This is a genomic window from Candidatus Methylomirabilota bacterium, assembly GCA_035709005.1.
Classification (GTDB): domain Bacteria; phylum Methylomirabilota; class Methylomirabilia; order Rokubacteriales; family CSP1-6; genus 40CM-4-69-5.
On record DASTFB010000031.1, the window covers coordinates 81,404 to 95,048 of the forward strand.

Sequence of the window (13,645 nt, forward strand, 5' to 3'; positions counted from 1 at the left end):
GCTCGCGCCGCCTCACACCGGCGGGAAGCTGAAGACGTTGGCCGGCTCGTGGTGCGGGTCGTGGTCGCGGCGAAGCCGCCGCACCATGCCCAGCGCGTACGGCGCACCCTCCAGCAGCTGGGCTAGCATCAGGTCGTCGAGCGACAATCCAGCCCGCCGGGCGGCCGTCACGCAGAGATCGCGCGTCTCGCCGTCCACCGGATCGGCAGAGCCCGAGAGCACCGGCGGCGGCACGACCTCCGGCGCCAGGGCACCGGCCAGGAGCCGCGGCCGTCGCCGGTGCCATTCCGTGGCCTGCTCGTAGGCGTGGCCGATCTTCAGAATCGTGGTCTCGCCGAACGGCCGGCCGACGATCTGCATGCCCAGGGGCAAGCCGTTCGGGCCGAACCCGCTGGGCAGGGCCAGCACGGGCTGGCCCGTCACGTTCCAGGCCGTGAGCGGGCTCGGCCTCTGCCAGAACGAGACGCTGCGATAGTCGCTGAGCCGCGGGGCCTCGCCCAGGGCCGCCGTGACGAAGGCGTCGAACCTGACGTAGAGCGGCTCCATCTCCACCATCATGCGGCGATGCTCGCGGGAGGCCTGGACGTAGTCGTGAGCGGTGAAGAGCACCGAGGGCAGCACGCGGGAGCGGAAGTCGGCGCCGAAGTCCCGGGGGCGCGCGATGAGGTGCTTCTGGTGGACGCTGAAAATCTCGCTCTCGGCGATGATGATCTTGACGTCGAAGTAGCTAGCGAGCGGCCTCACCCGGCATTCCTCGAGCCGAGCGCCGAGCCCGCCCAGGACGTCGAGCGCGGCGTCCATGGCGCGTCGGACGTCCTCGGACGCCGGGAGGTCCTCCTCCCAGTGATGCCTCAGCACCCCGATCCTCAGCCCGCGCAGGTCGCCGGCCAGAGCCTGGCGGTACGAGGGGATCGGCCGCCGCAGGCTGCCGGCATCCCGCGGGTCGTAGCCGGCCAGCGCGTCCAGCGCCAGCGCGCAGTCCTCCACGCTCCGGGCCAGCGGCCCGCAGTGGTCGAACGTGTACGAGTTGGTGATGACGCCGGCCCGGCTCACCAGACCGAAGGTGGGCATGAGGCCGACGACGCCGCAGTGCGACGCCGGGCCGCGGATCGATCCGCCGGTGTCCGAGCCGAGGGCCAGCGGAACCAGGCCGGCCGCCACGGCGGCGCCCGATCCCGACGAGGAACCACCCGTGAAGTGGACCAGGTTCCAGGGGTTGCGCGCCGGCGGCCAGGGCAGGTCGAACGAGGGGCCCGCGTGGGCCATCTCGTGGGTGGCCAGCTTGCCGAGCAGCACCGCCCCGGCCTCGTACAGCCGCTTCGGCGGGGTCGCATCCTCCGCGGGCACGCGGTCGATGAACACGCGCGAGTGGCCGGACGTGAGGATACCTCGCGTGTCGTAAATGTCCTTGAGCGCGAACGGGATACCGTGTAGCGGGCCGCGGGTCCGGCCCGCGGCGAGCTCGGTCTCGGCCTGCTTGGCCTGCGCGCGCGCCAGATCGAACGTGCGCGTGATGAACGCCCGCGTCTGGTCGTCGTGCTGCTCGACCCGGCGGATCAGCGCCTCCAGCAACTCTACCGGCGACAGCGTCCGGGCCGCGATCAACCGGGACAGCTCACTGATGGGCAGGTCGTGCGGCTCGGTGGCCATGGCCTTGCGATCGTCCTCCAGCGTCCCGGGATCGTCAAGGGATGTGCTGTGCGAGCGCTGATTGACTTCGCCGGGCCGTCGGGGTACACGAACGAGCCATGACCGCGGCCCCGGCCCTCCTCGTGGGCGTGGACGTCGGCGGCACCTTCACCGATCTCGTTCTCGTCGACGAGGTCAGCGGCGCCGTACGGGTGGCCAAGGTGCCGACGACGGTCTCCAACCAGGCCGACGGCGTCCTGGCCGCCCTGGCCCGGGCCGAGGCCTCGCCGGCGGAGCTCAAGGTCGTGGTCCACGGCACCACCACGGCCACCAACGCGCTGCTCGAGCGCAAGGGCGCGCGGACCGGGCTCATCACCACGCGCGGCTTTCGCGACGTCCTGGAGCTCGGCCGGCGCACCCGGCCGACGCCTTACGGGCTCAAGGGGACGTTCGAGGCCTTGATCCCGCGCGAGCTGCGCCTCGAGGTGACCGAGCGCCTGGACGCCGAGGGACAGGTGGTGACGCCCCTCGACGAGGAGGAGGTGCGACGCGCCGCGGAGTGGCTTCGCGAGCAGGGCGTCGAGGCCCTCGTGATCCACTTCATCCACTCCTACGTCAACGACGTCCACGAGCGACGCGCCCGTGCCGTGGCCGCCGCGGCGTGGCCGAACCCCTACGTCACGGTGGGGGCCGAGCTGCTGCCCGAGTACCGGGAGTTCGAGCGCGGGTCCACGGCGGCCATCAACGGGTTCGTCCAGCCGGTGATCGACCGCTACCTCCGCCGGCTGGCCGGCGAGCTGGGCCGCCAGGGCTACCGCCACGAGCTCCTGGTCATGCAAGGCAATGGCGGCACGATGTCCGTGGACGTGGCCGCCCGCCACGCCGTCAACACGCTCATGTCGGGACCGGCGGCCGGGGTCATGGCGGCTGCCGCCACCGCCTCGGCGGCCGGCTACCGCAACGTGATCTCCTGCGACATGGGAGGCACGAGCTTCGATGTCGGGGTGATCGTCGGCGGAATGCCCGCTGTGAGCGCCGACAAGGAGATGGGCTACGCGCTGCCCGTGCGCGTGCCCATGATCGACATCCACACCATCGGCGCCGGCGGCGGCTCGATCGCCAGGGTGTCGAGCGCGGGAATCTTACAGGTGGGACCCGAGAGCGCGGGCGCCGAGCCCGGTCCCGTCGCCTACGGCCGCGGCGGCCAGGAGCCCACGATCACCGACGCCAACCTGCTCCTGGGCCGCCTCAACCCCCAGGGGCTCCTGGGCGTGGCGAATGGCGCGCGGCTCGACCACGTGCGCGACGTTGTCGACAAGAAGATCGGCGCTCACCTGGCCCTCGATCCGGTAGCCGCGGCGGCGGCCATCGTGCGGGTGGCCAACGACCGGATGGCCGGGGCCATCCGGTTGGTGTCGCTCCAGCGCGGGCGCGACCCGCGCGACTTCATCCTGTTCGCCTTCGGGGGGGCGGGACCGCTGCACGCGGCGGCCCTGGCCCGGGAGCTGGCCATCCCCAAAGTGCTGGTCCCGGCCCGGCCGGGCATCACGTCGGCCCTGGGATGCCTGGTAGCCGATGTCCGCCACGACTTCGTCCGAACGATCAACCAGGGACTCCTGCGCCTCGACGTGGCCGAAGCGCGGGCGATCCTGGCGGCCCAGATCGACGAGGGGCGTCGCCTGCTCGCCACCGAGGGCGTCGAGGTCGAAACCGTCGCGGTGCAGCACGAGGCGGATATGCAGTTCGCCGGTCAGACGCACGTGCTCACCGTGCCCATCGCCCGGACGGACTTCACGCGCGAGGAGCTGGCCACGACCTTCGAGCGCGCCTACTTCGAGCGCTTCGGGGTCGAGCTGCGCGAGATGCGGGCGCTCGTCATGAGCCTGCGGACCGCCGTGATCGGCCGCCGGCGCCCGATCGCGCTGGACGGCCTCGCCGGGGCCGTCGCCGCCGGGGGCCCGAACAGCACACGTGCCGTGTGGTTCGGTGAGCGATGGCACGACACGCCCATCTTCCGGCGCGAGCAGCTGCCTCCCGGCGCCAGCCTGGCCGGCCCCGCCATCGTGGAGCAGCTGGACGCCACGACGGTCATCGAACCCGGCGATCGCGCCCGGGTGGACACGTGGGACAATCTCGAGATCACCGTGAGGAGCGCGTGATGGATGCCATCGACCCGGTCACCCTCGTCGTCGTCCAGAACGGGCTGCAGCAGGTGGCCAGCGAGATGGATCTCACCTTCGAGCGGGCCGCCTTCTCGCCGGTCATCTCCGAGGCTTTCGACCGGTCCGACGGCATCTACGACCGGGACACCGGGGACGTCATCGCCCAGGGCGAGCTGGGGCTGCCGATCTTCGTCGGGGTCATGCAGTTCACCACCCGGGCCGTCATCGAGCGGGCCCGCGACGTCGTCCCCGGCGACGTGTTCCTGGTCAACGATCCGTACTGCGGCGGCACCCACCTCATGGACGTCAAGATGGTGAAGCCGTTCTTCTACCGGGGACGTCACTGGGCCTGGCTGGCCAACACCGGCCACTGGCCGGACACCGGCGGCGCCGTCCCCGGCGGCTTCTCGACGCGGGCCACCGAGGTGCAGCAGGAAGGGTTGCGCCTGCCGCCGGTCAAGCTCTTCCGCGCGGGCGTCCTGGACGACGATATCTTGCAGATCGTGCTGGCCAACATCCGCGTGCCCGAGGAGCGCATCGGCGACATCAAGGCCCAGGTGGCCGGGCTCAATGTCGGCGAGCGGCGGCTCACCGCGCTGCTCGACCGCTACGGCGCCGACACCGTCGCCGCCTGCATCAAGGAGCTGCGCCGGCGCTCCGAGCAGATGATGCGGACCCACATCGCCAAGATCCCCGACGGCGTCTACGCCGGCGAGGCCTTCGTGGACTCGGACGGAGTCGATCCCGATCCGCTGGCCATCCGTCTCACCGTCCGCAAGGAAGGCACCGATCTGCACTTCGACTTCTCGGAGTCGAGCCCTGCCTGCCGCGGTCCCCTCAACAGCGTCATCGCCACCACGAAGGCGGCGGTGTACCTGGCCATCAAGCACATCTTCCCGGACGTGCCCATCAACGCCGGCTGCTTCGAGCCGCTCAAGATCGCCGACCCGCACGGCACCTTCCTCTACGCCCGCTACCCGCGGCCCGTCTCGGGCTGCGCCGCCGAGGTCAGCTCCCGCATCGCCGAGAGCGTCTTCACCGCGCTGGCCCGGGCGATCCCCGACGACCTCTTCGCGGCGCCGGCCGGCACCAGCGGCAACCTCACGCTGGGCGGCTACGATCCGCTGAAAGAGCGGCACTACATCATGTACGTGTTCTCGGGTGGCGGCTACGGGGGCAGCGCCGGGGACGACGGCCTCACCAACGGCTGCTCCACCATCGGCATCTCCAAGACCCAGCCGGTCGAGGTGCTGGAGCAGCACTACCCGATCCTCTTCGAGCGGTACGCGCTGCGGGAGCGCTCGGGCGGCGCCGGCCGGACCCGCGGAGGCTTCGGCGTCGATTACACGGTGCGCCTCAGACGGGGTGAGGCGCTGCTGTCGTTCCTCATGGATCACGGGCGCTTCGGCCCGCCCGGGCTCTTCGGCGGCGCGGACGGCGCCCGCAACGAGGTCGTGGTCGAGCGCCAGGGCACGTCCTACCGCTCCCCGCACTGGTCCAAGGACGAGGACATCCGCGTGGTCGCCGGCGACGCCGTCCACGTCCGCACGCCCGGCGGTGGCGGCTACGGCGACCCGCGCACCCGCGACGCCGAGCTCGTCCGGCGCGACGTGGTGCGCGGCTACGTCACCGTCGAGGACGCCGCGCGCGACTACGGCGTGATCCTCACCGGCGAGCCTCTGGCGGTGGACGGCGCGGCGACCGCACGCCTGCGCAGGAACGACAGGAGGACACATGGGTAAGGTCGTCACGTTCGCAGATCTGTCGTATCGCGAGAGCAGCCCCGGGGTGCGGCGCGCTCCCATCACCGGCGCCGAGATGAAGGAGATGGCAGCGGAGGTGATCCGCCTGGGGCCGGGAGCTAGTCTGACCGAATCCGTGCCGGCCGGCGCCGACCGCTATCTGTTCACGCTGTCCGCCGGCGTGACGGTCACCGGCCACGGCGCCTCGCACACCATGGCCGAGGAGGCGTTCGCCACGATCCAGGAGGGCACCCGGTACACGGTCGGCAATCCGTACGGGGCCGAAGCCACGCTGATCGGTGTGCTCGCGCCACCGCCGGGCAGCCCGGCCGGGCGCGCCGGATTCGCAGGCGGCCTCACGACCGCGGCCCGGGCGACGACCCCTGCCCACGACGTACCCGCCGAGAAGAAACGCCGCATCTATTTCGTCGGCCGGGAGGCCGTACGCTCGGAGCGCGCCCACGCCATGGTCGTGGAGTACGTGCGCGACACGGTGACCGGGCTGCACATGCATCCCAACGCCGAGAGCATGTTCGTCCTGCTCTCGGGCAAGACGCGCTTCACCGTCAACGGCCAGGACGTCGTCGTCGGCCGCGGCCAGGCCACCGTCTTTCCCATGGGGGACCGGCACGGGCTGCGGGTCGCCGAGGGCGACGGCGTCAGCTTCCTGGAGTTCCACATCCCGGCCGCCTACACGACCGTCCGGGGCTGACCCCCGACCATGAAGTTCGGGTGGATGACCCTGTCGCTGTCGCCGTCGGCCGACGACGATCTGGCCTGCGTGCATCAGCAGCTCGAGCAGGGCGCGCTCGCCGAGGCCATGGGCTTCGACTACCTCTGGCTCACCGAGCACAACTTCACCGGCGAGTGCGCCTACGCCGACCCCATTCCGTTCGCCGGCGCGCTGGCCGCGCGGACGTCCCGGGCCCGACTGGGCTTCGCCGTCATCCAGATGGCGCTCCACCACCCCGTGCGCCTGGCCGTCCAGCTGGCCGTGCTCGACAACTTGAGCCGCGGCCGCCTGGAGGTCGGCATCGGGCGCGGGTCCAGCTACAACGAGTACGAGTACGTCGGCTTCGGCCTGCGCAGCGACGACAGCCGCGACCGCATGGAGGAAGCGCTCCACGTGCTCACGAGGGCCTGGACGGAGGAGCCGTTCGTGCACGACGGAAAGTTCTTCTCGGTCCGGCTGCCCGCCGTCCGCCCCCGCCCCGTGCAGCGGCCGCATCCGCCCATCTGGCGAAGCGTGATCGCGGTGGAATCCCTGGTCGAGTGCGGGAGGGCCGGCGTCCCCGTGATGATGTCCCGGGTCCCCGACGCGCGCATCCCCGAGCGCCTGGCCCGCTACCGCGAGGGGCTCGAGGCCGGCGGTCACGATGGGGCCACGCAGCGGCGTCTGCTGGCTCAGGCCTCCGTGTGGCGGTTCCTCTACGTCGCCGACAGCCAGGCCCAGGCCGAGGACGACGTCCAGGAGGCGACGCTGCGCTACCGCCAGCACATGCACCACGTCCGCGACGCCTACAACCCGGACGACTTCCGGGTCGTCGCGGCCGCGATGAACCCGTGGATGGACCCGTCCGTCTCGCACGCGGACGGCGTCCGCTTCGTGCTCGAGACCGGCGCTCTCTACGGGACGCCCAGGCGGGTGGCCGAGCAGATCGCCGCCCTGCGCGAGGTGGGTCTGGGCCACGTCATGTGCCAGGCCAGCTGGGGCGGGCTCGCCCACGACAAGGCGATGGCCTCGCTGCGCCGGTTCGGCGAGCAGGTGGCTCCGGTTTTCCGGGATCGCTGAGGCGTGCGCCTCGGAGTATCATCCACCCGACAAACGCTTCGCCACGGGGGTGTGGCCATGCTCACCAACGGTCAGACCGCAGCGCGTAAGCTTCACGATCGCTTGCGCCACCCGATCATCGACGCCGATGGCCACTGGGCCGAGTTCGCGCCGCTCATGCGCGAGGAGTTCCGCCGCATCGGCGGCGACGCGGCGGTGGAAGCGCTGGCCATGGCGAGCCAGCGCATCCCGAACTCCCTGGCCATGTCCGTGGCCGAACGGCGGCGCCGCCGGATCGGCCAGGAAGCCTTCTGGTTCCTGCCGACCAGGAACACGCTGGACCGGGCGACGGCCATGCTGCCCCGCCTGCTCTACGAGCGCCTGGACGATCTCGGCCTCGACTTCTGCGTGGTCTACCCGACGGCCGGGCTCGGCTACTATCGACTGCCGCCGGAGCGGCTGCGGCGGGCACTCTGTCGGGCCTACAACGTTTTCACTGCCGATCAGTTCCGCCCGTTCAGCGACCGGATCATCCCGGCCGCCATCATCCCCATGTACTCTCCGGAGGAGGCGATCGAGGAGCTGGAGTTCGCCTCGCGGCAGCTCGGGTACCGGGTCGTCATGATGGGCGGCCTCATCCGCCGTCCCATCCCCGCGCTCGTCGAGGAGCACCCCGAGGCCGCGAAGTTCGTGGAATGGTACGACGTGATCGGCATCGACAGCGAGCACGATTACGATCCGGTGTGGGCCAAGTGCCGCGAGCTGCGCATCGCGCCGAGCTTCCACAATGGCGCCCGCTCGATCCTGCTCCGCAACTCGCCGTCGAACTTCTGCTACAACCACATCGGCCACTTTGCCTCCGCCGGCGAGGCCATGGCCAAGGCCCTCTTCTTCGGCGGAATCACCCGGCGCTTCCCCGAGCTCAACTTCGCCTTCCTGGAAGGCGGGGTGGGCTGGGCCTGCTCGCTCTACGCCGACCTCATCGGACACTGGGAGAAGCGCAACCGGCAGGCGCTGGAGAACACCAACCCCGCGCGGCTCGACCACGGGGTCCTCCTCTCTCTGGTGGAAAAGTACGGCCAGCCAGCGGTGGTGGAGGCGGTGCGCCGCGGCGAGGGCCTGGACGACAACGGCAACGGCACCGGCGGCGTGGAGGACCTCGACGACTATTCCCGTTGCCGGATCGAGCGCAAGGAGGACATCCGCGACCTGTTCGTCCCGCGCTTCTACTTCGGCTGCGAGGCCGACGATCCCATCAACGCGTGGGCGTTCAACCGGCAAGCCAACCCCATGGGAGTCCGGCTCAACGCGCTGTTCAGCTCTGACATCGCGCACTTCGACGTTCCCGACATGAGCCAGGTCCTGCCCGAGGCCTACGAGCTGGTCGAGCACGGGCTACTCACCGACGACGATTTCCGCGACTTCATGTTCGCCAACGCCGTGCGCTTCTGGGGCGAGGTGAACCCGGACTTCTTCAAGGGCACGGTGGTGGAGACGGCGGCGGCGGAGGTGCTCGCCTGAACAACGCCGAGCTCATCGTCGCGACGCTGTGCGCCGCGGGCGTGAGCCACGGCTTCGGCATTCCCAGTGGCAACGTGCTTGTCCTCATGGAGGCCATGCGGGCCGGCGGCCTGCCCTTCGTGCTCACCGCCCACGAGGGGGCGGCGGCGTTCGCGGCGGACGTCACGGGGCGCCTGACGGGCGCGCCCGGGCTTTGCATCGCCACCCTGGGCCCCGGGGCGACCAACCTCACGACGGGCGTGGGAAGCGCCTACCTCGACCGCTCGCCGCTCCTGGCCATCACCTGCAACGTGCCCACGGCCCAGCTCGGGCGGCGCATCCAGATGGCCATCGACCATCACGCCCTCTTCCGGCCGATCACCAAGGCCACGCTGCCGCTGCGCGAGGGGCGGGTGGCCGAGGTCCTGACCCAGGCGCTCGAGATCGCGCTGAGCGAGCCCCCGGGGCCGGTGCACCTGGACTTGCCCGAGGACGTCGCGCTGGCGCGGACCACTGAGCCGGTGCCGCCGCCTCCCTCCGCCCGGCGGGCCCCCGCGCCATCGGAGGCGTCTCTGTGCCGCGCCGCCGAGATCCTGGGGGCGGCGCGCCGGCCCGTGGCGATCCTGGGCGCCTCGGCCATGCGCGTGCGGGATCCCGAGCGCCTGCGGTCGGTGATCGATCGCCACCGGCTGCCTTTCGCCTCGACGACCATGGCCAAAGGCATGGTCGCCGAGGACCATTCGCTGTCGCTCGGCTGTATCGAGCGGGCCCGACGCCAGATGCAGCGGGAGCTGCTGCGCAGCGCCGATCTCGTGGTGGGGCTCGGCTACGACGTCGTGGAGGTCGAGTACGAGGGCTGGATCGGCAAGGTCCCCCTGCTCGCCATCGACGTGGATCCAGTCGATGCGGACGCCACCGTGGCGGTCGCCCACGAGGTCGTCGGCGACCTCGACGCCTCGCTGGAGTGGCTGGCTCGGCTGCCGGCCCTCAGCCCCGAGTGGCCGAAGGACATGGCGACGCTCCACCTTGAGCGCTTCCAGCGCTCGCTGCGTCCGCCTACGGCCGGGTTCGCGCCCCATCACGCGATCGACGTGGTGCGCGAGGTGCTGCCGCGCGACGGCATCCTGGCCTTCGACGTGGGCGCCCATACCCATCAGATCGCCTCGCAGTGGACGGCGTACGCGCCGGGTACCTTTCTCATCACGAACGGGTGGTCGTCGATGGGGTTCGGGCTGCCCGCGGCCATCGCTGCGAAGCTCGCCCGCCCCGAGCACGCGGTGGTGGCGCTGGTGGGCGATGGGTGCTTTCAGATGACCTGCGGAGAGGTCGCGGTGGCCCGGCGCCTGGGTCTGGCTCTGCCCATCGTCGTGCTCGACGACGGCTGGCTGTCGCTGATTCGGGTCAAGCAGGACCGGCGTTCCTTCGGTCTCTACGGCACCGACCTGGGGGAACACGAGCACGGGGAGCCGCCGGCTCACTACTTCGGCGTCCCCGTGATCGGCGCGCGGTCCGCCGCCGACCTCGCCACCGCGTTGCGCCACGCCCTCGTCGCCGACCACCCGACCGTGATCGAAGCCCGGGTCGATCCCGGCCACTATCTCGATACCGTCTACGACTAGCGCCTGGTCCACGAATCGGAGGACCGCATGAGAGCGATCGTGTTCAAGGAGACCGGTGGCCCGGAGGTCCTGGCCCTGGCCGATGTGCCGAAGCCGGAGGTGCGCCCGGGCATGGTGCTCATCCGGGTCCACGCGGTCGGCGTGAACTTCGCGGACACGCGCTTCCGCCAGGGCACGTACGTCGTGAAGCCGAAGCTGCCCGACACGCCGGGCATGGAGGCGGCCGGCGTCGTGGAGGCGGTCGGCGAGGGCGTGACGGACTTCCGCCCGGGCGACCGGGTGACCGCCTTCACCGTGAAGTCGTACGCAGAATACTGCCAGGCCCCGGCCTCCATGGTCATCCCGCTCCCCGACTCGGTCGGCTTCGTCGACGGCGCCGCCTTCCCCATCCAGGTGCTCACGGCCTACCACCTGCTGCACACGGCCCATTCCACCGGGCCGGGGCAGACCGTGCTCGTCCATTCGGCGGCGGGCGGCGTCGGCCTGGCCGCGCTGCAACTGGCCAAGGTGGCCGGCGCCCGCGTGTTCGGCACGGTCTCCAGCGACGCCAAGGCCCGGCTCGCGCAGGAGCACGGCGCCGACGCGGTCATCAACTACGTCACCGAGAAGTTCGCCGACGAGGTGCTGCGGCTGACCGACGGCCGCGGGGTCGACCTCATCCTCGACGCCGTGGGCAAGCCCACCTTCGAGGAGGGGCTGCGGTGCCTGGCGATGTTCGGGCACCTCGTTCTCTACGGGCGCGCCGGGGGTCCGACAGATCCGCTGAACGTCGCCACGCTGTCGGCCAAGTCTCAGAAAGTCAGCGGATTCATGGTGCCGACGGTCACCCGGAACTTCCCGGACAAGACGCGCGAGAGCGCGGAGCGGTGCTTCGCCCTCATGCGCGAGGGCAAGCTGAAGCTACACATCGGCAGGACCTTCCCTCTGGCCCAGGCGGCCGAGGCCCATCGCTATCTCGAATCGCGTCAGTCGACCGGAAAGCTGATCCTGATCCCGTGAGCTGACACTGGACTCGACGGCCCCGATAAGGCAGGGTACCCGCTGCTCATCGTGCGGTCACCCCGCGTAAGGGAGTCCCAGACGCTGGTGGGCCATCGGCTCGTGGCGGGGTGAGGGTGTCGCCCGATCAGGGGACGGCTGGACTCGGGAGGAGCGTTGTAGCTACAATGGCTACAAGCGAAGAGGTGGGGCCATGGGCGCGGTTGGCGTTCGGGAGTTGAAGAACCGGCTGACCTATTACCTGCGACGGGCGAGGAAAGGAGAAGAGGTCATCGTCACCGAGCGCGGTCGCCCCGTGGCAGTCCTGCAATCCGTCCAGAACCTGGATCGGGCGGCAGCGCTGGAGACACGCCTCGCCCGGCTCGCGGCCCTCGGGATCGTCACGCTGCCGACCCGGAAGGGATTCGGGAGAGCTCGGCCTTTGCGCATCTCCGGTCCTTCGGTCTCCCGGGCGATCCTCGAGGATCGCCGGTGACCTATCTGGACACCAGTGCTCTGGTCAAGCGCTTCGTGTCGGAGGCAGGATCCAGCGAGGTTCAAACGCTGTTGACGGGGGGTGAGCCGGTTGCATCGGCCACCATCGCGTACGCGGAGCTCTATTCCGGCCTCACGCGACGGCACCGGGAGGGCGTCCTCTCGCGACTCCAGTACCGGCTCGCATGCAGGCGTTTCGAGCGGGACTGGCTGGCGCTCGTCAAGGTGGAGCTGGGTGCCGAGATCCTGCTTTCGGCACGGGGTCTCATCCAGCGTCACGGCATGCGTGCCTTCGACGCCATCCACCTCGCCTCGGCGCTCGGGCTGCAGGCGGCCGCGAACGAGCCCGTGACCTTCGTCGCCGCGGACCAGCGGCTGTTGCGGGCCGCCGCTGGTGAGCGGCTGGCGACCGTCAACCCTGAAGCCCGGGGTCGATAGTGATGGAATTGCCATGACTGAACGACGCAGGTTCCTCACGGCGGCCAGCGCTGGAATGGCGGCCGTCGCTGCCACCTTCGCCGATGCCCCCCGCGTCATCGCCCAGCCGAAGGTCCAGTGGCGGATGTCCACCGCGTTTCCTCCGGCGCTCGACGTGATCCACGGCGCGGCGCAGCGGCTCGGGAAGGTCGTCGAGGAGATGAGCGGCGGGCGGTTCCGCATCGAGGTCTTTCCCGGCGGCCAGATCATGCAGCCGTTCGAATGCTTCGAGGCCACCTTCCGGGGGACGATCGAGGCGTTCATGGGCTCGGGACAGTACTGGATCGACAAGGAGCCTGCGCTCGAGTGGTTCTCGACTATCCCGTTCGGCATGAGCCCCCAGGGGATGGCCGCCTGGTACCACCAGGGCGACGGCCTGGAACGTTCGGAGGAGGCCCACGCTCCCTTCAACATCGTGCCGCGCCCCGCGCCGGGCGTGGCCCCGCAGATGCTCGGATGGTTCCGGAACAAGATCACGACCATCGGCGATTTCAAAGGGATCAAGATGCGCATGGGCGCGCACCTCGGCGGCAAGGTCATCGCCAGGGCGGGCGGCACCGCCGTCCTCACCCCGGCCGCGGACATCTACGCCGCCCTCGAGCGCGGCGTGATCGACGCCGCGGAGTTTGCCGGGCCGTACGACGACATGAAGCTGGGCCTGCACAAGACCGCACGTTACTACTACTATCCCGGCTGGCACGAGCCCGGCACCACCAACGAGTTCGGCTTCAACAAGAAAGCCTACGACGCCCTCCCGGCCGAACTGCGGCGCACGCTCGATCACGCCGTGGCGGCGATCCAGGTCTACGGCCTCACCGACTATCACACGAAGAACGCGATCGCGCTGGAGCAGCTCAAGACAGAAGCCAAGGGCAAGGTGGAGATCCTCTCGCTCCCGGCGCCAGTGCTGCTCCACCTCAAGAAGCTGGCCGCCCAAGTGGTCCGGGAACAATCCGAGAAAACGCCCATGGCCCGCAAGGTTCATGCGTCCTTCACGAATTTCCAGGCGCTGCTCGGCCCCTGGGATGCCGTTGCGGAAGGCGCCTACCATCGCTTCGTCGCCGTGTGAGAGGTGATTCGATGACCGAGCGACGCCGGTTCCTCGCGAAGGCCAGCGGCACGATGGCGGCGGTTGCGGCTGCCGCCATGACCGATGCCCCTCGCGTCATCGCCCAGCCGAAGATCCAGTGGCGGATGTCCACTGGCTGGACCGCGACGCTCGATTTGCTCCAGGGCGCCGCCCAGCGACTGGCAAAGATCGTCGAAGAGATG

The 13,645-nt window shown here is 70.4% G+C and carries 12 protein-coding genes; 11 read left to right on the forward strand and 1 reads right to left on the reverse strand.

What is annotated here, in order from left to right:
• Positions 1–12: 12 nt before the first annotated feature.
• Positions 13–1,650, reverse strand: coding sequence for an amidase (locus VFR64_04930; protein ID HET9489085.1), 1,638 nt, complete (start codon positions 1,648–1,650; stop codon positions 13–15).
• Between the two features lie 98 nt (positions 1,651–1,748).
• Between VFR64_04930 and VFR64_04935 the strand changes: the two genes are divergently transcribed.
• The 11 genes from VFR64_04935 to VFR64_04985 form a co-directional block, all read left to right on the forward strand.
• The gene (locus VFR64_04935) at positions 1,749–3,788 is read left to right on the forward strand and encodes a hydantoinase/oxoprolinase family protein (GenBank protein HET9489086.1); all 2,040 of its coding nucleotides are present in this window, start codon (positions 1,749–1,751) and stop codon (positions 3,786–3,788) included.
• Complete coding sequence (locus VFR64_04940) at positions 3,788–5,533, forward strand: hydantoinase B/oxoprolinase family protein (GenBank protein HET9489087.1); 1,746 nt, start codon at positions 3,788–3,790, stop codon at positions 5,531–5,533. Before VFR64_04935 ends, VFR64_04940 begins: the two co-directional genes overlap by 1 nt.
• Positions 5,526–6,245: a cupin domain-containing protein gene (locus tag VFR64_04945; protein ID HET9489088.1), complete on the forward strand. Its 720-nt coding sequence runs from the start codon at positions 5,526–5,528 to the stop codon at positions 6,243–6,245. The genes VFR64_04940 and VFR64_04945 overlap by 8 nt, the downstream gene beginning before the upstream one ends.
• A 9-nt stretch (positions 6,246–6,254) precedes the next feature.
• Positions 6,255–7,325 carry an LLM class flavin-dependent oxidoreductase gene (locus VFR64_04950; protein HET9489089.1) on the forward strand — a complete coding sequence of 357 codons (1,071 nt, stop codon included), beginning with the start codon at positions 6,255–6,257 and terminating at the stop codon, positions 7,323–7,325.
• 57 nt (positions 7,326–7,382) lie between these two features.
• Complete coding sequence (locus VFR64_04955) at positions 7,383–8,825, forward strand: amidohydrolase family protein (GenBank protein HET9489090.1); 1,443 nt, start codon at positions 7,383–7,385, stop codon at positions 8,823–8,825.
• A gap of 14 nt (positions 8,826–8,839) precedes the next feature.
• Positions 8,840–10,423 carry a thiamine pyrophosphate-binding protein gene (locus VFR64_04960; GenBank protein HET9489091.1) on the forward strand — a complete coding sequence of 528 codons (1,584 nt, stop codon included), beginning with the start codon at positions 8,840–8,842 and terminating at the stop codon, positions 10,421–10,423.
• A gap of 27 nt (positions 10,424–10,450) precedes the next feature.
• The gene (locus VFR64_04965) at positions 10,451–11,422 is read left to right on the forward strand and encodes a quinone oxidoreductase (GenBank protein HET9489092.1); all 972 of its coding nucleotides are present in this window, start codon (positions 10,451–10,453) and stop codon (positions 11,420–11,422) included.
• Positions 11,423–11,615: 193 nt separating this feature from the next.
• Complete coding sequence (locus VFR64_04970) at positions 11,616–11,897, forward strand: type II toxin-antitoxin system prevent-host-death family antitoxin (GenBank protein HET9489093.1); 282 nt, start codon at positions 11,616–11,618, stop codon at positions 11,895–11,897.
• On the forward strand, positions 11,894–12,334 hold the full coding sequence (locus VFR64_04975; GenBank protein ID HET9489094.1) for a type II toxin-antitoxin system VapC family toxin: 441 nt from the start codon (positions 11,894–11,896) through the stop codon (positions 12,332–12,334). Before VFR64_04970 ends, VFR64_04975 begins: the two co-directional genes overlap by 4 nt.
• A gap of 13 nt (positions 12,335–12,347) precedes the next feature.
• Entirely contained in the window at positions 12,348–13,442 is a 1,095-nt protein-coding gene (locus VFR64_04980) for a TRAP transporter substrate-binding protein (GenBank protein HET9489095.1), read from the forward strand.
• An 11-nt stretch (positions 13,443–13,453) separates the two neighbouring features.
• Positions 13,454–13,645: ABC transporter substrate-binding protein (locus VFR64_04985; protein HET9489096.1), on the forward strand; the 192-nt coding region annotated here is incomplete at its 3' end.

Coding starts and splice junctions, on each gene's coding strand:
- VFR64_04935 (HET9489086.1), top strand. CDS start 1,749: ATGACCGCGGCCCCGGCCCTCCTCGTGGGCGTGGACGTCGGCGGCACC.
- VFR64_04930 (HET9489085.1), bottom strand. CDS start 1,650: ATGGCCACCGAGCCGCACGACCTGCCCATCAGTGAGCTGTCCCGGTTG.
- VFR64_04940 (HET9489087.1), top strand. CDS start 3,788: ATGGATGCCATCGACCCGGTCACCCTCGTCGTCGTCCAGAACGGGCTG.
- VFR64_04945 (HET9489088.1), top strand. CDS start 5,526: ATGGGTAAGGTCGTCACGTTCGCAGATCTGTCGTATCGCGAGAGCAGC.
- VFR64_04980 (HET9489095.1), top strand. CDS start 12,348: ATGACTGAACGACGCAGGTTCCTCACGGCGGCCAGCGCTGGAATGGCG.
- VFR64_04970 (HET9489093.1), top strand. CDS start 11,616: ATGGGCGCGGTTGGCGTTCGGGAGTTGAAGAACCGGCTGACCTATTAC.
- VFR64_04955 (HET9489090.1), top strand. CDS start 7,383: ATGCTCACCAACGGTCAGACCGCAGCGCGTAAGCTTCACGATCGCTTG.
- VFR64_04950 (HET9489089.1), top strand. CDS start 6,255: ATGAAGTTCGGGTGGATGACCCTGTCGCTGTCGCCGTCGGCCGACGAC.
- VFR64_04965 (HET9489092.1), top strand. CDS start 10,451: ATGAGAGCGATCGTGTTCAAGGAGACCGGTGGCCCGGAGGTCCTGGCC.